The 21,833-nt window shown below is 69.9% G+C and carries 20 protein-coding genes and 1 pseudogene; 13 read left to right on the forward strand and 8 right to left on the reverse strand.

Annotation, left to right across the window (positions count from 1 at the left end):
- The 4 genes and pseudogenes from ACWCRB_RS40760 to ACWCRB_RS40775 all read left to right on the forward strand — a co-directional run.
- Positions 1 to 202 (forward strand): nuclear transport factor 2 family protein (locus ACWCRB_RS40760; RefSeq protein ID WP_451000891.1); only part of this gene is annotated, 202 nt, incomplete at its 5' end.
- A 167-nt stretch (positions 203 to 369) separates the two neighbouring features.
- Positions 370 to 516, forward strand: a complete 147-nt coding sequence (locus ACWCRB_RS40765) for a hypothetical protein (protein WP_451000892.1) — start codon at positions 370 to 372, stop codon at positions 514 to 516.
- A gap of 98 nt (positions 517 to 614) precedes the next feature.
- Complete coding sequence (locus ACWCRB_RS40770; protein WP_451000893.1) at positions 615 to 809, forward strand: hypothetical protein; 195 nt, start codon at positions 615 to 617, stop codon at positions 807 to 809.
- Positions 810 to 920: 111 nt separating this feature from the next.
- Positions 921 to 1,037 (forward strand): annotated as a pseudogene (locus tag ACWCRB_RS40775) (DNA-binding response regulator); the annotation flags it as partial.
- A gap of 47 nt (positions 1,038 to 1,084) precedes the next feature.
- On the opposite strand, the gene ACWCRB_RS40780 reads toward ACWCRB_RS40775, so the two are convergent.
- Together ACWCRB_RS40780 and ACWCRB_RS40785 are read right to left on the reverse strand one after the other, a co-directional pair.
- On the reverse strand, positions 1,085 to 1,492 hold the full coding sequence (locus tag ACWCRB_RS40780; protein ID WP_369034786.1) for a PIN domain nuclease: 408 nt from the start codon (positions 1,490 to 1,492) through the stop codon (positions 1,085 to 1,087).
- A complete protein-coding gene (locus ACWCRB_RS40785) occupies positions 1,489 to 1,722 on the reverse strand; it encodes a type II toxin-antitoxin system VapB family antitoxin (protein WP_369034785.1) in 234 nt (77 codons plus the stop codon). Before ACWCRB_RS40785 ends, ACWCRB_RS40780 begins: the two co-directional genes overlap by 4 nt.
- Before the next feature lie 223 nt (positions 1,723 to 1,945).
- Here ACWCRB_RS40785 and ACWCRB_RS40790 point away from each other — a divergent pair, with 223 nt between their 5' ends.
- From ACWCRB_RS40790 to ACWCRB_RS40810, 5 genes are all read left to right on the forward strand, one after another.
- Positions 1,946 to 2,851, forward strand: coding sequence for an NADP-dependent oxidoreductase (locus ACWCRB_RS40790; RefSeq protein ID WP_451000894.1), 906 nt, complete (start codon positions 1,946 to 1,948; stop codon positions 2,849 to 2,851).
- 51 nt (positions 2,852 to 2,902) lie between these two features.
- Positions 2,903 to 3,964, forward strand: coding sequence for an alkene reductase (locus tag ACWCRB_RS40795; protein WP_451000895.1), 1,062 nt, complete (start codon positions 2,903 to 2,905; stop codon positions 3,962 to 3,964).
- An 11-nt stretch (positions 3,965 to 3,975) separates the two neighbouring features.
- Positions 3,976 to 4,455, forward strand: coding sequence for a MarR family winged helix-turn-helix transcriptional regulator (locus ACWCRB_RS40800; protein WP_451000896.1), 480 nt, complete (start codon positions 3,976 to 3,978; stop codon positions 4,453 to 4,455).
- Positions 4,456 to 4,995: 540 nt separating this feature from the next.
- Complete coding sequence (locus ACWCRB_RS40805; RefSeq protein ID WP_451000897.1) at positions 4,996 to 5,904, forward strand: SDR family oxidoreductase; 909 nt, start codon at positions 4,996 to 4,998, stop codon at positions 5,902 to 5,904.
- 410 nt (positions 5,905 to 6,314) lie between these two features.
- Positions 6,315 to 8,582 (forward strand): ATP-binding protein, encoded by a 2,268-nt coding sequence (locus tag ACWCRB_RS40810; protein WP_451000898.1) that lies wholly within the window; start codon positions 6,315 to 6,317, stop codon positions 8,580 to 8,582.
- A 95-nt stretch (positions 8,583 to 8,677) separates the two neighbouring features.
- Here the strand turns inward: ACWCRB_RS40810 and ACWCRB_RS40815 are convergent, their stop codons facing one another.
- Both ACWCRB_RS40815 and ACWCRB_RS40820 read right to left on the reverse strand, forming a co-directional pair.
- Complete coding sequence (locus ACWCRB_RS40815; RefSeq protein WP_451000899.1) at positions 8,678 to 10,108, reverse strand: RICIN domain-containing protein; 1,431 nt, start codon at positions 10,106 to 10,108, stop codon at positions 8,678 to 8,680.
- A 49-nt stretch (positions 10,109 to 10,157) separates the two neighbouring features.
- Positions 10,158 to 11,093: a hypothetical protein gene (locus ACWCRB_RS40820; RefSeq protein ID WP_451000900.1), complete on the reverse strand. Its 936-nt coding sequence runs from the start codon at positions 11,091 to 11,093 to the stop codon at positions 10,158 to 10,160.
- Between the two features lie 668 nt (positions 11,094 to 11,761).
- On the opposite strand from ACWCRB_RS40820, the gene ACWCRB_RS40825 reads away from it, so the two are divergent.
- Positions 11,762 to 14,698 carry a helix-turn-helix transcriptional regulator gene (locus ACWCRB_RS40825; protein ID WP_451000908.1) on the forward strand — a complete coding sequence of 979 codons (2,937 nt, stop codon included), beginning with the start codon at positions 11,762 to 11,764 and terminating at the stop codon, positions 14,696 to 14,698.
- A gap of 79 nt (positions 14,699 to 14,777) precedes the next feature.
- Here the strand turns inward: ACWCRB_RS40825 and ACWCRB_RS40830 are convergent, their stop codons facing one another.
- From ACWCRB_RS40830 to ACWCRB_RS40845, 4 genes are all read right to left on the reverse strand, one after another.
- Positions 14,778 to 15,635, reverse strand: coding sequence for a hypothetical protein (locus ACWCRB_RS40830; RefSeq protein WP_451000901.1), 858 nt, complete (start codon positions 15,633 to 15,635; stop codon positions 14,778 to 14,780).
- Between the two features lie 84 nt (positions 15,636 to 15,719).
- Positions 15,720 to 16,604, reverse strand: a complete 885-nt coding sequence (locus ACWCRB_RS40835; RefSeq protein ID WP_451000902.1) for a hypothetical protein — start codon at positions 16,602 to 16,604, stop codon at positions 15,720 to 15,722.
- A gap of 205 nt (positions 16,605 to 16,809) precedes the next feature.
- Positions 16,810 to 17,904 carry a peptidoglycan recognition protein family protein gene (locus ACWCRB_RS40840; protein ID WP_451000903.1) on the reverse strand — a complete coding sequence of 365 codons (1,095 nt, stop codon included), beginning with the start codon at positions 17,902 to 17,904 and terminating at the stop codon, positions 16,810 to 16,812.
- A 949-nt stretch (positions 17,905 to 18,853) separates the two neighbouring features.
- Positions 18,854 to 19,285, reverse strand: coding sequence for a winged helix-turn-helix transcriptional regulator (locus ACWCRB_RS40845; protein ID WP_451000904.1), 432 nt, complete (start codon positions 19,283 to 19,285; stop codon positions 18,854 to 18,856).
- A gap of 112 nt (positions 19,286 to 19,397) precedes the next feature.
- Here ACWCRB_RS40845 and ACWCRB_RS40850 point away from each other — a divergent pair, with 112 nt between their 5' ends.
- From ACWCRB_RS40850 to ACWCRB_RS40860, 3 genes are all read left to right on the forward strand, one after another.
- The gene (locus ACWCRB_RS40850; RefSeq protein WP_451000905.1) at positions 19,398 to 20,036 is read left to right on the forward strand and encodes an FMN-dependent NADH-azoreductase; all 639 of its coding nucleotides are present in this window, start codon (positions 19,398 to 19,400) and stop codon (positions 20,034 to 20,036) included.
- A gap of 216 nt (positions 20,037 to 20,252) precedes the next feature.
- Positions 20,253 to 20,933: a DsbA family oxidoreductase gene (locus ACWCRB_RS40855; RefSeq protein WP_451000906.1), complete on the forward strand. Its 681-nt coding sequence runs from the start codon at positions 20,253 to 20,255 to the stop codon at positions 20,931 to 20,933.
- Positions 20,934 to 21,138: 205 nt separating this feature from the next.
- Positions 21,139 to 21,771 (forward strand): NAD(P)-dependent oxidoreductase, encoded by a 633-nt coding sequence (locus tag ACWCRB_RS40860; RefSeq protein ID WP_451000907.1) that lies wholly within the window; start codon positions 21,139 to 21,141, stop codon positions 21,769 to 21,771.
- Positions 21,772 to 21,833 lie beyond the last annotated feature (62 nt).

Genomic DNA, 21,833 nt, shown 5'->3' on the forward strand with positions numbered 1-21,833 from the left:
CAGCTGGACCGCCCACGACGACACCTACGTCGTCGACGGCGAGAACGTCGTCGTCCTCGCCCGCTACACCGCGGCCAACAAGGCCACCGGCAAGCGGATCGACGTCCGCGTCGCCCACCACTTCGTCGTACGCGGCGGACTCATCGTCCGCTTCGAGCAGTTCGTCGACACCGCCCTCGTCCGCGAGGCGATGGCCGACTGAGCGGTTCGGATCCGGGCGTCGGCCACACGGGGTGCGGCCGACTCGCCCTCGACAACGACGCCCGGACCAACCGCGTGGACGAACCGGACGAGCATGTCTGACGGCCGAACGGCCAGGTGGGCCACCTCTTTGGGCGGCCTGCGCGCCGAGAGCGGGCCACTGCTCCCTTGACCGGTACGCGGGCACTGAGCACCGCGCCGGAAGTGACGGTCGGACTCCTCACCCCGTACCGGGCCGTGGTGACGAAGAAGCGGTTGTCGCCAGGATGCGGGCACATCGACGTGGGGTGCGGGGCACGGACGGTCACGGTGTAGAGCAAGCGGCCGTCGGGGATGCGATCGGATCCCCTCCGACTGCAGCGGGCTCGCGGTCAGGCCGGCAGGACGCAGCCGCGTCCACGGCACTCGCGTCGATGTCGGCGGAGGGCGACAGCGGTCCCGGATTCAGCGAGGGCACGGGCAGTGGCCAGGCCCGTTCCGGAGCCGACACCGGCGACGAAGGCGACCTGGCTGCCGGCTCGACCGACAATCCGTCCGCACTCCAGCGGTTCGCCGGGTACCGCGCCGAACGCGCCCGCAAAGGCCGTGTGGCCGAGGCCCGGCGCTGAGCCCCAGCCATGAAGAGCTGGACCCAAGTCGAGGACGCATTGCCGCACCGCGCGGCCAAGAGAACCGAGGACCGCGTTCAGCGGGAAGGAGAGCGTGGCTCCCCGGGGGCCGACTCCGGCTCCGAGACCCTGCCGACCATCGAGACGGACGCAGGTCAACTGCTCAAGGACGCCCCGCGCGACGAGCTCTTCCCGACCGCCCGCGCGGCGGCCGACGGCCGCACCGTCAGCGCAGGACCGCGATCCACGGCCCACGACAGAACTGACTCACCTGATCAGGCTCGTACGTCCCGCTGCTGAAGTTCCTTGAGCACTCCGGCGACCGTCGCGAAGTCGTTGTCCACGTGGAGGACGGTGTGCCCGTGGTGGACCGCGGTCGCACACACCAACAGGTCGATCGCTCCTGCCGCACGATGCTGACCCTGCTGTGTCAGCTTGTACTGGGCGGTATCGACCCAACGCCAGGCATTCTTCGGAACGGGAGAGAGCAGGCAGAGTGCGTCCAACTCCTCCGCGAGCTCGTCCCGGTGGGACGGACTGGTTGCCGAGTAGAGAAATTCGGCGCGTGTCGGCTCGCAGAGGTGGAACACCCCAGCGGCGATGTGTCCCTCCCAGGGCGCCAGAGCTCCGGGGGTGCGGAACAGGTGCCACAGGGCGGAGGTGTCGAGCAGGTATGTGATCACTCGAAGGCCTCGCGTCGGGCACGCTTGCCTGCGTCATGCGCCGCCGCAGCCTGGTCGAACTCGCCACGTGCACCGCGCGCGGCCAGTTTCTCGGCAGCATCGAGGCGCTTGATCCGGGCCACGTAGTCCCGCAGGGCCGCGTTGACCGTCTCCTTCTTCGTCGTGGCGCCCATCAGCCGCATCGCCTCGGCAAGCGCCTCGTCATCGAGATCGATCTGCGTGACGGACATCGAGCACCTCCAGCATCCACGATGTATGTCATCAAGATACATCGCCAACATTGAGGGCCGCCACCGCCCAGGAGCAGCCGCCGGAGGCGGTGCGTGAGACGCGGGCTCGGCTTCCAGCCGAGGTGACCCTTGGCCCAGCAAATACTTGGCTAGCCACACGTTTGCTGTTACGTTGATTATGTGTCCAGCCACCTAAATGGGTGGCGACACGGGAGGAGTCGTCGTGAAAGCCATCCGGTTCGACCGTTTCGGAGGCACGGAAGTGCTGCACGAGGCGGACGTCGAGGTCCCGCAGCCCGGCCCCGGACAGATCCGCGTCCGCGTCAAGGCGGCCGGGCTGAACGCTCTGGACGGCAAGATCCGCTCCGGGACCCTGGAGGCCAGGTTCCCCACGCCGCTGCCCGCCATCCCCGGTGGCGAACTCGCAGGCGTGGTGGACGCCCTGGGTGAGGGCGTGCGGGACGTGAAGGTGGGCGATGAGGTGCTGGGCTGGTCGGACACCGGCTCGTACGCCCAGTACGCGCTGGCCACCACCGTGGCTCCCAAGCCCGCCGGCCTCGACTGGCGGCACGCGGTCGCGCTGCCGGTGGCGGGCGAGACGGCCGAGCGGGTCCTGAACCTGCTGGGCGTCGCCGCCGGGGAGACCGTACTGATGCACGGCGCGGCCGGAGCGGTCGGCACCCTGGCGGTCCAACTCGCCACGGCCCGCGGAGCGCGTGTCATCGGGACCGCCGGACCCGGCAATCAGGAATATCTCGCCTCGCTCGGCGCCACCGCGACCGTTTACGGCGAGGGCCTGGTCGAGCGGGTCCGGGCGCTCGCCCCCGACGGCGTGGACGCGGTGTTCGACCTGGCCGGAAAGGGCGCCCTGGAGGACTCCATCACCCTGCGCGGCGGCACCGAGCGCATCGTCACCATCGCCGACCTCAGCGCGCAGCGGCTCGGCATCACCTTCGCCAGCGGTGGCCAGGAACGCTCGGCCGCCCGCCTGGCCGCCCTGGCCCAGGACGCCGCGACCGGCAAGGTCGTCACCACCGTCACCGCCTACCCGCTCGCCCAGGCCGCCACGGCCCAGCAGGTCAGCGACGCCGGCCATGTCCGGGGCAAGCTCGTCCTCACCGTCGACTGATCACGCCCGCCGTCCCCCTGTTTCGATCACCACCGCACCGAAGGACCCCTCATGCTGAACGCCCTGTGGACACCGACCACCGTCGGTGGCATCTCCCTCCCGCACCGTCTGGTCATGGCCCCCATGACCCGCGACCGCTCCACGCCCGAAGGCGTACCGACCGAGCTGAACGCCGAGTACTACGCCCAGCGGGCCTCGCACGCGCTCATCATCACCGAGGGAACCCAGCCCTCCGCCGACGGTCAGGGCTACCTCCTCACCCCCGGCATCCACAATGACGAGCAGATCGCCGGGTGGCGCAAGGTCACCGACGCCGTGCACGAGGCCGACGGCCGGATCGTCATCCAGCTGATGCACACCGGACGTATCGCCCACCCCGACAACACCCCGCACGGCCGTCAGCCGGTCGCCCCTTCGGCGATCCGGCCGCAGGGCGCGATGTTCACCATGTCCGGGCCCCAGGAGATGCCGGCACCCCGTGCTCTGTCGACGCAGGAGGTCGCGGCGACCGTCGACGACTTCCGCCGTGCCGCGGCGGCCGCCGTCGCGGCAGGCGCCGACGGCGTGGAGATCCACGGTGCCAACGGCTACCTGGTGCACCAGTTCCTGTCCGACAACACCAACCAGCGCACCGACCGCTACGGCGGCTCCCTCGACAACCGCATCCGCTTCGCCGCCGAGGTGGCCGCTGCCGTGGCCGACGAGATCGGCGCCGACCGCACCGGCCTGCGCATCTCCCCCGGCAACCCGTACAACGACATCGCCGAGTCCGACACCGCCGAGCTGTATCCGGCGCTCCTGCGCGCCCTCAGCCCGCTCGGCCTCGCCTACCTCCACGTGATGCACGCGGGCGACGAGGAGCTGCTGGGCACCCTGCGCGCGCTGTGGCCGACCACGCTGATCCTCAACCGGGCCGGCACCGACCTGCCCACCCGCGCCAAGGACGTCGACAACGGCACGGCCGACCTCGTCTCGGTCGGCGCCCTCGCGCTCGCCAACCCGGACCTGGTCGAGCGGCTACGCTCTGACGCGCCGCTGAACACCCCCGACCCGGCGACCTTCTACGGCGGCGGAGTGGCCGGCTACACCGACTACCCCACCCACACCGTCTGAGGAACCGAACCATGCCCGACCCCACCCCGCGCACCCCCACCACGGCCGGTGAGGGGCCCATGAGCTACGCGATCTTCCAGCTCGCCCGTGCTCACCGCGCCCGCGCAGCCGCCATGCTCCGCGAGATGGATCTGCATCCCGGACAGGAACTGCTGCTGATGCACCTCCTCGACCGGGACGGCCAGACCCAGTCCGAGCTGCTCGAAAGCGTCGGCCTGGACCACTCCACCGTCTCCAAGTCCCTACGTCGCATGCAGGACGCCGGTCTGCTCGTCCGCGAGCCGGCCGAACACGACCGGCGTGTCATGGTCGTCCACCTCACCGACAAGGGCCGTGCCATGCGCGAGCCCCTGGCAGCCATGTGGCGGGCCCTGGAGGAGACCTCCGCGCGGAACCTGTCGGCGCAGCAAGCAGAGTCCTTCGTCCGCACCGCCTACGCCATCGCCGACGCGATCAACAGTCACGCTGTTCCGCGGGAGGAGTCCGAGTAACTCCCCTCGGCCCACACCCCGGTTCCGGCCTGGAGCGCGAATCGTTTCCGGCGTTCCCGCGAAGTGGACAGTGCCGCAGCGCACTCGGCTCACGAAGGCCCGTGCTGAACGGAGCCAGGCTCCCCGACTGCCGGAAGAAGCCCGGTGAGCCGAGTGGGTGGGGCGGAACCCGCCCGTTCGCTCCCGTACGTCGGGGAGAACCAGGGTGAACGGGGTCTCGGTGTGAGGGGCAGGCGCGAGCTGTCCCGGTGGAGGCAGGACGGAACTCGTTCGGGGGCAGGGCGACACCCGCGGGGCCTGCGAGCCCTTCCCCGTCGCCGGCCAGCCCGCATGCAGGTTGGCCGCATCACCCGCGTCCGGGTCGCCTTCGGCCCCGCAAGCTCCTGCAGGCCGCCGGTGACCCGCTCCGCCGATCCGCCCACCGCAGGCCGGCCTCTGGGCGACCCGGGCCGACGGCGCCCACCTCCCACGCCCACCACTGCCACGCCCACCCAATTCCCCCCACCCCCCACCACTGACCTGATGGAAAGTGAGACCCCCATGGCCACCACCCTCCCGGTCCTCGTCGTCGGCGCGACCGGTTCCCTCGGCGGCAAGGTCGTCGACGAACTGCTCAAGCGCGGTAGGAACGTCCGCGCCCTGGTCCGGCCGACCACCGACGCGAGCAGGCTCGAAAGCCGGGGTGTCGAGATCGCCCGCGGCGACATGCTCGACCTCGACTCGCTCGTCGCCGCCATGAACGGCGCCGATGCCGTCATCACCACCGCTGCCGGCTACACCCGCGGCGGCAAGAACGCGCACGACATCGACACCGTCGGCAACGCCAACCTGGCCGAGGCCGCCCACCGCGCCGGCATCCGGCGGTTCGTCCTGACCAGCATCCTCACCAGCGACCAGACGCCCCAAGTCCCGCACTTCTGGCACAAGAAGCTCGCCGAGGACAAGCTCGAACAGCTCGGCGTCCCGTTCGTCGCACTGCGGCCGGGGGCCTTCCTCGACCAGATCGCGACCATGGCGGGCAACCCGATCGACAAGGGCCGCCTGACGTGGATCGGCAAGACCACCGTCCCGCTGACCTTGGTCCACACCTCCGACCTCGCGGCGTACCTGGCGGCCGCCGTCGACGCCGAGGCAGACAACGGTGAGCGCATCGACATCGGCTGGGACCGTCCGGTCAGCATGCGCGAGGTGGCCGACCTGATGGGCAGCCGGGCCGGGAAGAAGATCAAGGTGTGGGCCGTCCCTTCCGCCGTCGCCCGCGCCGCAGGAGCCGTCGCCGGCCGCTTCATGCCCCTGGTCAAGGACATGGCAGCGATGTTCGGCTGGTTCGACACGGGCCGCTACGTCGCCGACCCCCTCCGCCAGGAGCAGTTGTTCGGCCCCGTCCCCACGGCCGAGGACGCCCTCGGCCGGTTCACCGACGAGCTGGGCGCGGCGCAGCACCGGTGACGGGCCCGCCCGGTCACCGCGAGGGTCCATACGAGAGAGGGTCCCGCCGCTGCCGCACTCGTGGTCACGAACTCCCGGAACTTGCGAGACATCAGCCGAGTGCACCCAAAATGCGGCTCTGACCAGCGACAATGCGAACTTCACTGACATACTGGACGTGGAGTGATCTGCCCAGTTACGCTGCCGTTGATCATATCTTGCGTAGATCTCTGTGCTGAGACCGATGCATTACGGGTCACGGATGCAGCGGAATCGACCTGCTCAGCTGCCCATGCCGGTCTAGGACGTGTGTGCGTCAGTCGTTGCTGAGCTGCGGTGACTGACGCACGCCTGCATCGGCCGCTCGCGCACGGCCGTCGACCAGTGGGCCGGGTCAGGGCACGGTTCGGAGCTGGCGGGAGGCGAGTGACGTGACCGTACCGGTCTCACGAAAAGGCAACCTGCCCGAGGCGTTCACGACGTTCGTGGGCAGGCGCCACGATATCGCCGAGGTTCGTCGTCTCCTCGGCTCGGCGCGGCTGCTGACTCTCACCGGGGTGGGCGGCGTGGGCAAGACGCGGCTGGCGCTGGAAGTGTCCGCCGCGGCCAGGAGGGCCTTCCCCGACGGGACGTGGCTGGTCGACCTGGCACCGGTGCGGGATCCCTCGGCGGTGGCGACCGTGGCCGCCACCGCTGTGGGCAACGTGGCCTCGGGCGCCAGACCCGCCCTTGCCACGCTTGCCGAACACCTGGCCGAGCGCCGGGCGCTGATCGTGCTGGACAACTGCGAGCACCTGGTCGACGCCTGCGCCGAGCTGGCGGGCACACTGTTGTCGGCCTGCCCCGAACTGCGCATCCTGGCGACGAGCCGCCAGACGCTCGGCATCGGCGGGGAGCATGTGTTCACCGTGCCGCCCCTGAAGGTGCCGGACGAAGCGGTCGAACTCCTGCGGGACCGCGCCTGCGCCGTACGGCCCGACTTCCGCATCACCGACGCCAACTGGGACACGGTCACCCGGCTGTGCGCCGACCTGGACGGACTGCCGCTCGCCATCGAGTTGACCGCGTCCCGGCTGCGTACGCTCACCGTCGAACAGGCCGTGGACCGGCTGGCGGACCGTTTCGCCCTGCTGACCGGGGGCAGCCGGACCGCGCGGCCTCGGCAGCGCACGCTGCGCGCGGCGATGGACTGGAGTTACGAGCTGTGCTCCCCCGCCGAGCGGCTGCTGTGGAACCGGCTGTCGGTGTTCGCCGGCGGTTTCGGCCTGGACGCCGCCGAGGCGGTCTGTGCCAGAGAGGGCATCCTCGACCGGGAGGTGCTGGACCTCCTCGACCGGCTGGTCGTCCAGTCCGTCGTCCTGCCCGTCGAGTACGAGGGCCTGCCCCGCTACCAACTGCTGGAGACCATCCGCGAGTACGGCCGGGAGCGGCTCGCCGAGTCCGGCGAGGAAGAGCGACTGCTGCTGCGGCACCGCGACTTCCACCTCGCCCTCGCCGAACGCATCGCCGACGGCTGGTACGGGCCCGGCCAGGAGGAGGCCCTGGCCCGCTTGCGCGCCGAGCACGCCAATCTGCTGGCCGCGCTGGCTCACGACGACGACCCGCAGGCCGCCCTCGAGCTGGCCGCGGCGCTGCGCTTCCACTGGTGCGTCGGCGGATTCCTCGCCGAAGGGCGTCGGCAGCTCGACCGTGCGCTCGCCGCCGCGCCCGAAGCCACCCCCGCCCGTGCCCGGGCGCTGTGCGCTGCGTCCTGGGTGGCGCTGCTGCAGGGCGACCACGGGGCGGCCGACCGGTGGCTGGCCGAGGCCGGTGAGCTGGGCGAGGGGCAGGACGATCGGGTGGTGAGCGCCCGCGTCGTGGGCCTTCGCGGCTCATTGGCGATGTTCCAGGGACGGCTGGCGGAGGCCGTCCCCTTGTTCGAACGCGCGGTAGCTGCCCAGACGGCGGCCGAGGGGGAGGCCTCGGCGCTCTTCCAGCTGTTCCAGCTGGCCGGGCTGCAGAGGGACATGGGGAATCCGCGTGGGGCGGAGACCGGCCGGCAGGCGGTCGCCTTGGCGCAGGTGCACGGTGAGCGGTGGGCGCGCGCGCATGCGATGTGGGCGCTGAGCTGGGACGCCTGGAGTCGTGGTGACCGCGAGGAGGCCCTGGCGCTGATCCGGGCCGCGCTCGAGATCGAGCGAGGCTTCAACGAGCCGCTCACCACCTCGCTGATGCTGGAGACGCTCGCCTGGATCATCACTGCCCACGGGGAGTACGAACGAGCAGGTCGGCTCATGGGCTCCGCGCGCAAGCTGTTGCGTGATCTGGGTGTGGACGTTTCCGCGTTGGGTCCGCTGATGGCCGGGTTCCACGCAAGGTGCGAACAGAGGGTCGCGGGGGCACTGGGTCCGGAGGCGTACGAGAGGGCTGTCGCGGTCGGCGGCGGCCACGACAGCCCCCGACAGGCCATCGACCATGCCCTGGACACCGGCGCCGAACCGGCGAACCCGGCCACCGCCCCAGGTCCTTTGACACGTCGGGAACTGGAGGTGGCCGCGTTGGTGGCCACGGGCATGAGCAACCGTCAGATCGCCGCCAGACTGGTCCTGTCGCTGCGCACAGTCGACTTCCACGTCGGGAACATCCGCACCAAGCTCGGCTTTGGAACCCGCGCCCAGATCGCGGGCTGGTGGGTGTCGGCTCACGGGGAGACGGAGTGAACGCCGGACGAGAATCCCCCTGGCCTCGTCCGGCGCGACGGTCCGCCGGCAGAACCGGCGGACCGTCGCGCGTACGGACGCTTCCGCTGCGGCGATCAGCTGTCGACCAGTGCGATGTCCCACTGTTGGCAGGCGTTGCCGAGCGAGGTCCACTGGCGGACCAGGGCGCCGTCCGCCGTCGCGCAGTTCTTCACGTCGATGGCCAGGCCGTTCTTGACGTTGGTGATGGTGTAGTGGCCGTCGGCCTCGACGAAGTCCCACTTCTGGCAGTCATTGTCGGCGGGGGTCGCCAGGCCCATCAACGCGCCGTTCCACGTTCCGCAGTGAATGTTCTCCAGGGCCAGGCCACTCTGGACGTTGGTGATGGTGTAGTGGCCGTCGGCCGTAACGGCGAACTGCCACTGCTGGCAGGTGTTGTCCAGCGAAGCCCACTGGTTGATCCCGGTCCCGGTGCCGCAGCCCTCCGCGTTGAGGGCCTTGCCGCTGTTGACGTTGACCAGCCGGACGTTGTTGTCCGGACTGGGCCTGATCCTGATCAGGCCTGGATAGTCGCTGACCAGCGGATTGGTGACCGACGACGGGGCGGCCGTGAGCACGATGACCTGGTCGATCGCGCCGTCGTAGTAGACGAACGTGTTGTAGGTGTTGTCGCCCTCGGGCGCGAGCCGTGCGTAGGCGGCCTCGGTGACCTCGTCCACCTTCTCGGAGGTGAACAGCTGGCTCAACGCGGTGGCGGGGACGGGCCAGTCGCTCGCCGACTCTCCGCCGGCGTCGGTCCAGTTCTCCGGTTGCGGAAGGTACTCGATGTCGCCCTCGTGCCCGATCGGGAAGATGATCACCGGCCCGTACTCGGGGTCGTCGAAGTACGAGAGGGCGCAGTTGAAGTCCGCCAGCGCCTTCAGCTGGGTGAGGGGGTCCGAGAGGAATCCGGACACGAGGGGACCGTGCGCCGGCTTGCACTTGGCGATCTCCGGCACGCTGGTCGTCTCCCTCTCGACAACGAGTTCGGGGGTGTGCGCGGCGACCAGGGGGTCGGTGACCGAGGCCGGGGCGTTGGTCCGCACCACCACGCGGTCGGTGGGCCCGTCGTAGGTCACGAAGAGTTCGTACGTCAGGTCACCCTCGGGCTGCACCGCTTCGTATGCCGCGCTGATGAGGGTGCTGAGGTCGTCGGTGGTGAAGGTGGGGCTCTTCGCGGTGGTGGGCGTGGGCCAGCTGGTGGGTGTGTGCCCGGTGGAGTCGGTCCAGTTCGGTGGGGGCTGCAGGTTGTCGATGTCCCCGGTGTAGTCCTTCGGGAAGATGATCACCGGCCCGATCTCGGCGTCCTCGAAAGCGGCGATGGCGCCTTCGTGCTCGGCCAGGGCCTCCACCTGCTCCCAGACCGTGTTCTCGTCGGCTCGCGCCGGCGCGGCGAAGGTCAGTGTGCTGGCGGCCAGCAGGGCCAGGGTGGCGAGGAGACCGCCGCGCATCCGCCGTCGAGGTGAGGTTCCGGTCCGGACCGCTGCTGTCCGCTTGTTGTCTTTCACGATGCGATTGCCTTCGTCTCGGAGGTGGGTTCTCTCACTTCTCGCACGGTCAGCTGCCACCGCCTCTGCACATCGTGATCGCGCTGCAACCTCGGGTGTACGGGTTCGCGGGAGGCCTGGGAATATTCAGGTTCGAGGTGTAGGTGAAATTGGAACTCGCGTCGTTGTTGGGTCTGTAGACCGCCGGGTTGGGGTTGTAGTGGGGGTTTATCAGGTAATTGCTGTAGGCGAAGGTTATGGAGCGCGTATCTATCAGGGTCCCGGTCGCTCGCGCGGTCATTCGGTAGACGCGCACTCCCTGGATCGCCTCGCGCGGAATCCGATGGACGTAGGCCCATTCGTTCTGGACCGCATACTGGTTGTAGAGATTTGCGTTCCCGCGGATCTGAGTGGGCACGTGGAGCGCGTTCCTGGCGGCCTCGGTATCGATCTCGAAGACGTAGCTGTCGGCCGTCACCGTAGCCGTACTTCTGCACCTCGCCGGAAAGATATTCGCTACCCATCCCCGGGCCGCGTTGGCCACAGCCTGCGCCTGACCGCAGCGCGTTCGGGCAGCGCTTTCAAGGTTGCGCAGTCCCTGGCTCCGCGCGAACGGAGTGGTGATGTCGAGCGTTCCGCTCGTCGAGATGTAGTTGCTGTTCCCGGGCCGGTCGCCCTGGACATGCGAGACGATATTGTTGTTGCCTCCCCGTGAGCGGAAGCCGTCGCTGAATATCGTGTACGGGTTTCGGGAGTCACCGCGGTACACGATATGCGGCATCGTCCTCTGCGGAAGAAGGTTCTGGTTGCGCAGGTTGGAGCAGGGCCATGACTGGTTTCCCGAATTGCTGCCTCCCGGGCAGGGGTCGCCTGCGGCCACTGCCTTCGTGGCTCCCAGGGGGGACTGGAGAGATGCGATGGCCAAGAGGACCACGAGGAGCACCAGGAAAACGGAACCTCTGGTCGCCGTATGACTTCTTGCGCGTAGCGCGATTCGCTTGATCATGTCTGCTCCGGACTGGGTGGGAGTACTCGAGAGCCCGAGTGAGGCTGGACTTTGGTCGGTAGGCCGTCTGTCGACGGGGGCGGCGTATCCCGCATCGGGCTGACTGGACCGGTGAGAACGAGCGGTTGCCGAGCGGGATCGCGAACGGCTGCCTGTTCGGGCGGACAACCCGTGCCACCGATGTGTCATGTCCGCCGTGATCCGTCCACGCCGCCAAGCATCCGGGCGGCGTCGGCCCCCCGGTACCGGTAGTTCTACGAGGTCAGTACCTGAATCACGGTCTCTCCGGCGCGGGAGGGAACTTTTCCGGGGTGCCCCGTGCGACCTTGCCCGACGCGTTCCGGTAACCGCGCGTCACCCACCCCCTGGGACACGATTCCCGGGTCGCGCGGCGGCTGACCTGCCGTCAGCGCCATGCCCGGCCCCGAACCGCGCCGATGCGGCGATGACCTGCGGACTCCGGCTCCTTGACCCGCCGCACCACCTGGCGGGACGCCACCTCTCCGACCGGACCGACGGCTCGCCCTGTGAGATCCGTCCGTCCCGGTTCACCGACGCGGCGGTTACGACGATCACCAGGAGAGAATGATGTGTGAGGGGAATGTAAAGACAAGGGGGCAACTGTGGGAGCGGACGCGGTAGTTGGGGACAGCGGGAACGGGTCTCCGTTGCTGGGCCGCTCCGTCGAACTGGCCCGGTTCGACGCGCTGCTCGACCGTTCGGCAGGCGGCACACGCGGCACGGGACGGGGCGAGGAGTTCCGGGACAGCGGCCGTTCCCGGCTCGTCGACATCACCGGTGAGGCCGGCATCGGCAAGAGCCGGCTGCTCGGCGAGGTCTGCGCGAGGGCGCGCCGACGCGGAATGACGGTACTGCGCGGCAGAGCCACGGAGTACGAGCGGCAGGTGCCGTTCCAGGTGTTCACCGACGCGCTCGCCCACCTCGACCCGCACGCCCTGGACGGCTTCCAGGAGACCGACGCGGTGGCGCCCCTTCTCCAGCGGAGCGGCGCGGTCGACCGTTTCGGACTGCACCGGTCCACGGCCGGCCTGCTCGCCCGGCTCGCCGCCCCGTCCGGGCTGCTGCTGGCCCTCGACGACCTGCACTGGGCGGACCCGGCGTCACTGGAGTTGCTGGACCATCTCGTACGCCATCCCGTGCACGCCCCCGTCGTCCTGGCCGTGACACGCCGTGACCGCCAGAGTCCCGAGTCCCTCGCCGCCAGGCTCACCCGAGAACTCGACACGGGCACGGTCGTCAGACTCGGCCTGAGACCGCTGAGCGCACGCGACTGCGCCGAACTGGCCGGCCCCGGTCTGCCGCCCGCCGAGACCGCCGCACTGTACGCCGCGAGCGAGGGCAACCCGTTCTACTTCCTGACCCTCCTTCAGGCCCACCGCGGGGGTACGACGCCCGAGTCCTCGGCGCCGCCCGGACTCGGCACCCTGCTGCTGGACGAACTCACCGCGCTCGCCCCCTCCCGGCGCGGCATCGTCGACGCCGTGGCGGTACTGGGCGAGCACGCCACCCCGGCGATGGTGAGCCGGGTGACCGGGCGCTCCGGCACCGAGTTCACGGCCGACGTCCACGCTCTCACCCGACGCGACCTGTTGCGCTCCGCCCCGCAGGGCCTGCTGACCCTGCGACATCCGGTCGTGCGAACCCTCGTCCACGAAAGCACGCCCTTCTTGAGGCGCGTCGAGATGCACCGGCTCGCCGCGCAGGAACTGGCCCGCGCAGGTGCCTCCGCCGCCGAGCGGGCCCACCATGTGGAACAGTCGCTGACCGCCTGGGACCCGGCAGCGGTGGCCGTGCTCGACGAGGCCGCCGCACGAACCGCCCGAACGGCCCCGGCGAGCTGCGCCCACTGGCTCGATGTGGCACTCCGCCACCTTCCGCACACTCCCGAACACACCGCCCGGCGGCGCGAGTTGGTCCTGAGGCGGGCCCGCGCCCTGGCCGCGTGCGGTGGCCTGCGCGAGAGCCGCGACCTGCTCCAGGAGCTGATCGCCACCCCGCGGCGGTCACCCGGTGGCCCGGCCACCGACGAGAACCAGGGTCTCGGCGAGAACCAGGACCGCCTCAGAGTGCGCGCGGTCGTCCTGTGCGCGCTGGTGGAGCGTCATCTGGGGCGCTGCACCGAGGCGGTCGCGCTGTTGCGCCGCGAGCTGGCTCGCGGCCCCGCCCCGGCCGACGTCGTCCGGCTCGGCCTGGAACTGGGCTCGGCCGCGCCCCAGGACAGCGGCACCTCGTACGCCCAGGTGCGCACCGAGGTCGAGGCGGCGCTCGCGGCGGCCCGGTCCCTGGGGGACGAGGTCAAGGAGGCGGGCGTCCTCGCCGTCGCCGCGCTGGGAGAGGCGTACGAGGGCAACATGACGGCGGCGCACGGACTCGCCCGGCAGGCCGCCGCCCTGGTCGACTCCCTGCCCGACAACGACCTCACCGCGCTGTGCGAACCACTGGCCCGGCTCGGCTGGGCGGAGGCTTTCCTGGAGCACTACCCGGACGCGGAACGGCACGCGGAGCGCGGCCTCGACATCGCCCGCCGCAGCGGCCAGCTCTATGTCGTGCCCCATCTCCTGCTGTGTCTGTCCCACATCCGGGTCCAGACCTGCCGGATCTCCTCGGCGCTGGAACTCGCCGACCAGGCCGAGGACATCGCCCGCGGCATCGGCAGCGACCAGTTGCTCGCGTTCGTCCTGGCGAGCAAGGCCGCGGCACTCGTCGCCGCCTGCCCGCCGGGCGATCCGCGCCCGCTCGCCGTCGCCGAGGAGGCGGTGGCCGCGGCCGGTACCGGGGTCGACTGGTGGGCCTCCACGGCCTGGTGCATCTTCGGTTGGGCCGCGCTCATGGCCGGCGATCCGGTCCGGGCCCGGGACGCGATGCTCCGGGCGGGCGGCCCCGAACTGCAGCGGATCCAGCCGTCGATGCGGCCGCTCTACCTGGAGATCCTGGTCACGTCCGCACTGGTGACGGGAAGGTCCGAGGAGGCCCGCGACTGGGCCGAGCGGGCGCGTAAGGAGGCGGAACAACTGGGACTGCCGATGCAGCGGGCGTCCGCGCTGCGCAGCGCCGCCCATCTGCCGCTGGCGCAGGGGGACACGGCAGCGGCGGCGGACCTGTTCGCGGAGGCCGCGGCGGAGAGCGCCCGCTGCGGCGCGGTCTTCTGGGAGGCCCACTCCCTGCTGCTCGGCGCCCCGCTGGAAGCGGCGGCGGGCCATGGCCGGGGCGGCACGCGCGCCTGGCTCAGGGGGCGCCGGCTCGCCGAGGCGGGCGGCAGCGGACTGCTGGTCGGCCTCGCCGACGCCACCCGTCCGCCCGGTGGCGGGTCCGAGGTTCCGTACGGTTCCCCGGACCGCGCCGAACTCACCCAGCTGCTGGCCGCCCTGACCACCCGGGAGCTGGAGATAGCCGAGCTGGTGGCGCAGGGGCTCACCAGCCAGGCCATCGCGGACCGGCTCTACGTCAGCCGGCGTACCGTCGACACCCATGTCTCCCGCGCCTTCCGCAAGACCGGGGTCTCCTCACGTACCGCCCTGGCCACGCTGATGGCCCGCCGCCGCGCCGGGAGCCGTTTCGGGGACGCCCGCGCGGAGCAGGACTGAGCCCGGTCCAGGTGCCCTCGGGGGCGGTGGTCGGTCAGCCTCCGCGAACCGGCCACCGCGATCCCGGCCGGGAAGCCGCCTACCTGACGTCGACGAAGTCGCCGGGCGACGTCGCGGAGCCGGTCGTGAAGGTGCCGGCGAAGACGAAGCGGTAGTCGCCGTCGGAGCCGGCCTTGGTGGTGGTGCTCAGGGCGCCGGTGCGGCTGGTCTTGACCGTCTTGAGGGTGGTCCAGGCGCTGCTGCCCTTCTTGCGGAACTGCAGCTTCACCGGCTGGGTCGCGTATCCCGTGGTCTTGCCCGTGGACCAGTCGGCGCGCGTCAGCTTGCCGGTGACCGTGATGGTCTTGCCCTTCTTCACCGGCTCCGGGGTGGCGTTGACGGTCAGCTTGGCGGCACGCTTGATGCTGGCCTTGGCGACGTCGTCGTCGGCACTGGCGTTCGCGTAGAGGTCGTAGGCGCCCAGGAAGAGTTTCCAGGGCCCCGCGATGCCGTTGCCGTCCTTGAAGTCGACCGCGGGGTCGATGGTGAAGACCGTCTTGCAGCTGTAGCTGTAGCCGCCCTCGACCGTCGTCTCCGTGCAGACGGGGTTGTCGTCCGTCCCCAGGGCGCCGGTGATGGTGTCCGTGCTCGAACTGTCGGTGCCCTGCCACAGGAACGCCATGGTGAGGGCCAGGCCTTCCTCGTCGAAGGCGGTGAACGTGACGGGAACGGCCTTCTTGCCCGTCACGCCGAGAACGATGTCCTTGCCCTTGTTGACGACCCCGTTCTTGAAGGTGGTGCCGCCCAGCGCGTCCTTCGGCTGGACGCTCTGCGAGGTGAGGGCTCTGAGATCCGTCGCGGCCTCAGGGCGCTCCGCTCCTTGGGCGGCGCCCGGAAGAACGAGCGCCGAGAGTACGAGGGCGCCGGAAAGGACGGTGGCCGCGGTGTGCTTACGCATGTGATTCCCCCAGGGTGAGGTGAAAAGAGGTCAAGAGGTCAAGAGGTCAAGAGGTCGGTGCACGCCCGGACCCGCGAAACGGGCTCAGGGCGTGGGAGAGCGGAGGACGTCGTCGATGTCGAAGCTGCGGTCGGGCGTCGGGTAGAGATCCGTCGGATAGAGGTCCGTTGGATAGAGGTCCGTTGGATAGAGGTCCGTCGGCTGGGAGCCCGGTGTGGGTACATCGGCCGGGTCGGCGGTGGGCTTGCCGTCCGGGCTGCACACCTGCGGTGCCGAGGGCTCGGACAGTTCGTAGTCGGCGACCCGCTGGGACCGGAAGTCCACGGTGGCGCCACGCCAGACGGACTCTCCGCCGCCGACCTCGACCTCCTCGGGCAGTTCCTTGCTCGTCAGCGGCTTGCCCACGGTGATCGAGAGGAGGGCGCCCTCGCAGGGACTGCGGTCCGTCGCGTAGAGGGACGCGGGCAGGGCGATCTTCCGCTCGACGCTCGCGTCCGCATGGAGTTCGACGCGTTTCACCCGGCGGATGTCGAAGTAGTAGGCGGGCCGCGCCCCGTTGGAGAGGCGTTCGCCGTCGGCGCCGTTCGCGGCTCCGTACACCAGCTTCCAGAACTCGACCTGCACGGTGATCTTCCGGCAGAGCGGTCCGTTGTACCCCGGCAGGCTGACGACCCGCAGCCCGTCGCCCCCGTAGTTCTCCTTGGGCGTGTCGACGCCGAGCCGAACCCACTCCCTGGATTCCTCGGCCGTCCACCCCTTGTTGTCGTGGCAACCGGACGCCCCGGTCGGATACGGAGGAGTGAGAGACGGGGTCGGCGAAGGGCTCGGCGACTCGGACACCCCCGTCGCGCTCTCGGACGGATCCCCGGAAAGGGAGGTGCCGTGGGCGCTCGAACAACCCCCGGTGAACAGGACGGCCACGGCGAGGGCCCCGACGACAGGCACGACGGGGTCTTTCCGCGCTTTCATGCTCGGTGTCGTCATGAATGCAAGAAAACGGCATACGTGTCGGGGAGACGTCGGTAGGAGTACGTAGTCCATGTACGTATGTGCCGACTGTGGGCTTGTCTGCTCGTCGACCTGCCGGTCGGCTCCTCCTGAGTCAGCCGTCGCAGGGCGTCCGCTCCGGCGGACGCCCTTCTCGCGTGCTGTGGCTGACTGGGCCGGCCCTGTGTCAGCCTCCGGAACGCGCTGCCGCGACGTCCTCACGCAGGGCGGGAAGGTCGCCGTAGAACGTGGTGCCGGGGCACTCTGTGGCCAGCCAGTCGCGGTGGCCGCTGATCATCTGGACGTCCTTCTTGACGCCGTTGACAGGGTTGACGAAGGTGACGGCGGCCTCGGGGTCCAGGTCGTGGTAGTCGGACAGCGCCGCGAGCAGCTTGGTCAGCGACGCGCGGGCCGCGGCGGTCGGGGCCTGGCTCTCGAAGGTGCCGAGTACGGCGATGCCGAGGTTGCCGGAGTTGAAGCCGGAGGCGTGGAAGGCGGTCACCATCTTCCCCTCGGCGTTGTGGGCCGGGATGCCGTCCGTGCCCGTGTAACGGCCCTCGTAGACGAGGCCTGCCTCGTCGATGAGGAAGTGGTAGCCGATGTCACCCCAGTCGTTGGTGATCGCGTGCAGGTAGTAGTACGCGCGAATGGTGGCAGCCGGGTCCAGGTCGCCGTTGGCGCCCGCCGTGTGATGCACCGTCAGCGTCTGGGCCGGGTAGTAGGTCTGCGGCGAGTTCTCGGTGCCGTCCGCCTTGAAGCGGAGGGATTCGTCGGCGCCCCAGCCGGCCCGGGTGATGAACTCGACGCCCCGGAACGACGCGGTCTCGGTGGCCACGGAGACCTTGAAGGTCGGACCGTTGACCGTGTCGATGGCGGTGGAGCGCACGTCGGTCGCCCCGTCCGGCATCGTGAGTTCGTAACCGGCGGCCCCGCCGGTCGGCACCAGCACGCTCGCGTTCTTCGCAGGTGTCCCGGCATCCCCGTCCGCTCCGGCGGCGCAGACCGGCTTCAGCGTCTGCCACGCGCCCGCCTTGCCGTCCTGGTCGAGCAGTCTGATCGCGGCACCGCGCTGGGCCCCGGTCCAGGTGACCCCGACGTATTCGACGGGGAAGCCCGGCTCCGCGGACTTGGCCGCCGCGCCCGAGAACGTCTTCGCCCGGGTACGGGGCACACTCTCCTGCCGAGTCGGGGCCTTGGTCGGGGCGGCCGAGGCCAAAACCGGTACTGCGGCTGCCGCGCCGGCTGCGAGACCGGCCGCTCCGAGGACGGTGCGACGAGTCATGGCGCGCTTCTTGTGACGCAAGGACTGATCCCTTCGGGTCGTGCACGGCGTGGCGAACGCTGCCCTGGCGCCCCGTCACCTCGCACGGCTACGGAACAGGAGACAGCCTCTGCCACTCCCTTCTCACCTTTAACATGCGTATCGCGCCGCACCGGTTGCTATGAGCCGCACCACATCCGTCCCTGCCGGAAAGGCCCCAACTCCGTTGCGGCTTCCGCTATTTGACGGTCTTTCTGGACACTTCGGGCTGGGTCGACCTCAAGGGCGTGAGCCTCGGCTGCCGGTCGCGCGAGGAGGCGAACGGGTTGTGACCGAGGGGGCGTACGTGTGGGGCATGTTCTCTTGCGCGGACGGGCAACTCCGCATCCGGCCAGGCCCATGCCTTCGCGCCGCTCATTGATCGAACTCCACACCATGTGATCCTGTGCGGCCTGTCGACGAGGTTCTGCCGTTGCCCGTGGCCCCGTCGACACGCCAGAGCCCACCGCCCTCTCAGGCCGTCTGACCGAGCACGGCCACAACACGTGCGGGGTTCGATTCGGGCCCGGTGTTCGCGGATCTGGCCGTGGTGGTCCCCGGCCCGAGCGATCAGGGACCTGACGACATGGTGGAAGCTGTGGCCCAGTGGTGTGAGCGTTTATTCCACACCCTCAGGGCGTCGGCTGCCTGGGAGAGCCCGGCGGCATCGCACACCCGCCGCCCGGCACGCGACTACAAGCGTCGCACCACCCCGGCGAGGTGATCAACGGGCTGGCAAGAAGAACCGTCAGCAGGCCGACGCCCCCTGCTGCAGTTCATGAGCATGGGTGTCGATCTGTACGCAAGCAACCGCGCGTTCGTCGACGCGCTGCGTACGATGCCGGATCTTCGGCACCCGGCGATCCAGGCCGGATGAGAGCAGCTGATCGCGACCGCGAAGTCACTGGTGCGGCGGGCACAACTCGGCGGCTCAGCTTTTCGCGTTCGCGGGTGTCGGCTTCGTTGTCGCCTGGCCGGCGTGCGTGCGGTGCTCACGGATCTCGTCGTGATGGGTCGAGACCCAGTCGATCAGGGCACCGACGATGTCGAGGAGGCTGATCCCGAGGGGGGTGAGGGCGTACTCGACGCGTGGGGGGACTTCGGCGTATGCGGTTCGGGTGACCAGGCCGTCCTGGACGAGCTGCCGCAGCGTGAGGGTGAGCATGCGCTGGGAGATCCCCGGCACGGTGTGGTGCAGATCGGAGTAGCGACGCACGCCCTGTTGCAGAGTGGCGATCACGAGCAGTGTCCACTTGTCGCCGACACGCTCGAGGATCTCGCGGACGAAGTCGGACTGCCCTTCCGGGATACGGGCGCACGGCCCTGTCGGCATCGTGTCGGCGGTCACGCCGGCGGTGTCCATGACGCACATACTCCTTCGGTACAGACATGAATGTGCCTTTTGTAGAGGTCCTCATACTGCCGCATGATGGCGCTGCGCACAAAAGATAAGTTTCGGTTTCGGAGGCACCTTCATGTCCTATCTGCTGCACATCGATTCCTCCTCCCTGGGCGCCGACTCGGTGTCCCGGCAGGTCGCCCAGTCTTTTCGGGATTCCTGGCAGGGGCCGGTCGTGCACCGTGACCTCGGAGCCGCGCCGGTGCCTCACCTCAGTGCCGTCGGCATCGCCGCGCGCAGCGCGGACCAGGCCGCTCGCACCCCGGAGCAGGCCGCGGCCGCGGCGATCCAGGAGGAGCTGATCGAGGAGTTCCTCGGCGCGAGCGCCTACCTGTTCACGGTGCCGATGTACAACTACTCGATGCCCTCGGTGTTCAAGGCATGGCTGGACCAGGTCATGACCGTGGGTGCCACGGTGGCGCTTCCCGACGGGCCGCCGGCCGCGGGCCGTCCTGCCCTGGTCGTATCGGCCCGTGGCGGCGGCTACGGCCCCGGCACCCCCAACCACGGCATGGACCATGTGGTCCCCACCCTGGAAACCGTCCTGGGACACCAGCAGTCGCTCGGCCTCGACGTGAGCGTCCTGACCCCCGAGCTCACCCTCGCCCCGGTCGTCCCCTACATGTCCGAACTCATACCGCTGCACGAGGCGTCCCTGGCGGACTCCCATGAGCAGGCCCGCAAGCTCGCCGAAGCCTTCCAGGCCGCCCTGTAGGCCCTGTAGGCCCTGTAGGCCCTGAAAGGGTCGCTCTCGGCTGCACACACGCCCGGCGCGGGACGGCCTTCCGGATTGACCCGAGGCTGTCCGGCGCCGAGACCCGCCGTCATCCGCGGTGCCTGGCTCCCGACCCGAACCAGCCCGCAGTCCCGCCTGCGGTGACGGGACGAAACCCGCGCTCGCGGGCAGATCGTGCACAGGAATGAGGCTTCCATGACCACGTCCACCGCGCCGGAATCACCGACACCGGACACCGGCTCTCCTCTGGTCATCGAGTTGTGGACCGATCTGGGCTGCCCCTGGTGCTACATCGGCAAGCACCGGCTGGAGCAGGCCGTCACCACAGCTGCAGTCAGGCAGGTACAGGTGGTCCTTCGTTCCTTCCAACTGGATCAGGACATGGCCTCGACACCGGTATCGGTGCCGGAAGTGTTCGTCGCCAAGCACGGAGGCACGGCCGAGCACGCCCGCCGGATGGAAGCGCAGATGGCCGCCCTGGCCCGCGCCGAGGGCCTGCCCTACAGCGTGGACCGCCCGGCCGCGAACACCTTCGACGTCCACCGGGTTCTGCATCTCGCCCGCGCTCACGGCGTGGCCACGCCGATGTTCTCGACGTTGCAGCGCGGCTACTTCGCCGGCGAGCTCGACCCGTTCGACGACGACGTGCTGGTCCAGGTCGCCGCCGACGCCGGAGTTCCGGCCGAGGAGACCCGCGCGCTGCTGTCCGGGGACATCTACGCACAGGCCGTCCGCGACGAACGGGCGGCGGGCCAGGCGCTCGGCATCACGGGTGTGCCGTTCGCGGTCTTCAACGGCACTCACGCCGTGGCCGGCGCCACCCATGTCCAGGGCTACGCAACCGCCATCGCGCAGGCATGGGGAGCGTCCGCATGACCGCACCCGCCACGCGTCACACCGAGCCGGCCGACTGCAACACCCTCGCCGCGGCCGGCGACGGCGACTCCCACGACACGCCTCCACCCGCGCTCACGCTCATCAGCACTCCGGAAGGCGCCTTCTGCGACGCCCAAGGCCACTGCTCGGATGGAGTTACGGACATGAACCCTGCCCCATGGCCCGGTCCCGTAGAGGTGAACCCATGCGCATAGCCGTCTTCGGCGGCACCGGCCCCACCGGCCTGCTCCTGATCAACCAGGCCCTGGCCGTAGGCCACGAGGTCGTCGCCTACGCCCGTACGCCCGCGAAACTGCCCTCCCACCAGCGGCTCACGGCGATCCAGGGACAACTCGACGACGCATCGGCCATCGGCGAGGCGGTGCGCGGCAGCGACGCCGTGCTCAGCGTCCTGGGCCCGGGCACCAACAAGGCGGAGATTCCCCCGCTGGTCTCCGGCTACCGCAGCATCATCGCGGCGATGCGGGAACACGGGGTCGACCGCCTTGTCGCGCTGGGCACCCCGAGCATCACCGACCCGGCCGACCGAAGGGACCTCAAAGTCGGGCTCATGGTCTCCGGCATCCGGAAGTTCCAGCCCGTGGCCTACGACGCCATCGTCCGCATCGGACAGACCGTCCGCGACTCCGGGCTGAAGTGGACCATCGTCCGCGTCCCGCTGCTGACCAACGGCCCGAAGACCGCCACGGTCAACGTCCGCGCGGTCGGCGACAAGGGCGGCGTCCGCCTCTCGCGGACCAACGCGGCCGCTTTCCTCCTCCAGCAGGCCACCGACTCCACTCACATCGGCGCAGCACCGTTCATCACCGACAAATAAAGGAAGGGACGACGTCCTACAACTAGAGCCCGCCGCCGCAGCCCATCGACAGGACCACCAGC

Source organism: Streptomyces sp. NPDC002156 (assembly GCF_053593675.1).

Bases quoted from the DNA above. Each gene is read 5' to 3' on its own strand.
- ACWCRB_RS40860 (WP_451000907.1), top strand. From the start codon at position 21,139: ATGCGCATAGCCGTCTTCGGCGGCACCGGCCCCACCGGCCTGCTCCTG.
- ACWCRB_RS40805 (WP_451000897.1), top strand. From the start codon at position 4,996: ATGGCCACCACCCTCCCGGTCCTCGTCGTCGGCGCGACCGGTTCCCTC.
- ACWCRB_RS40830 (WP_451000901.1), bottom strand. From the start codon at position 15,635: ATGCGTAAGCACACCGCGGCCACCGTCCTTTCCGGCGCCCTCGTACTC.
- ACWCRB_RS40800 (WP_451000896.1), top strand. From the start codon at position 3,976: ATGCCCGACCCCACCCCGCGCACCCCCACCACGGCCGGTGAGGGGCCC.
- ACWCRB_RS40795 (WP_451000895.1), top strand. From the start codon at position 2,903: ATGCTGAACGCCCTGTGGACACCGACCACCGTCGGTGGCATCTCCCTC.
- ACWCRB_RS40835 (WP_451000902.1), bottom strand. From the start codon at position 16,604: ATGAAAGCGCGGAAAGACCCCGTCGTGCCTGTCGTCGGGGCCCTCGCC.
- ACWCRB_RS40850 (WP_451000905.1), top strand. From the start codon at position 19,398: ATGTCCTATCTGCTGCACATCGATTCCTCCTCCCTGGGCGCCGACTCG.
- ACWCRB_RS40845 (WP_451000904.1), bottom strand. From the start codon at position 19,285: ATGGACACCGCCGGCGTGACCGCCGACACGATGCCGACAGGGCCGTGC.
- ACWCRB_RS40770 (WP_451000893.1), top strand. From the start codon at position 615: ATGTCGGCGGAGGGCGACAGCGGTCCCGGATTCAGCGAGGGCACGGGC.
- ACWCRB_RS40855 (WP_451000906.1), top strand. From the start codon at position 20,253: ATGACCACGTCCACCGCGCCGGAATCACCGACACCGGACACCGGCTCT.
- ACWCRB_RS40785 (WP_369034785.1), bottom strand. From the start codon at position 1,722: ATGTCCGTCACGCAGATCGATCTCGATGACGAGGCGCTTGCCGAGGCG.
- ACWCRB_RS40840 (WP_451000903.1), bottom strand. From the start codon at position 17,904: ATGACTCGTCGCACCGTCCTCGGAGCGGCCGGTCTCGCAGCCGGCGCG.
- ACWCRB_RS40820 (WP_451000900.1), bottom strand. From the start codon at position 11,093: ATGATCAAGCGAATCGCGCTACGCGCAAGAAGTCATACGGCGACCAGA.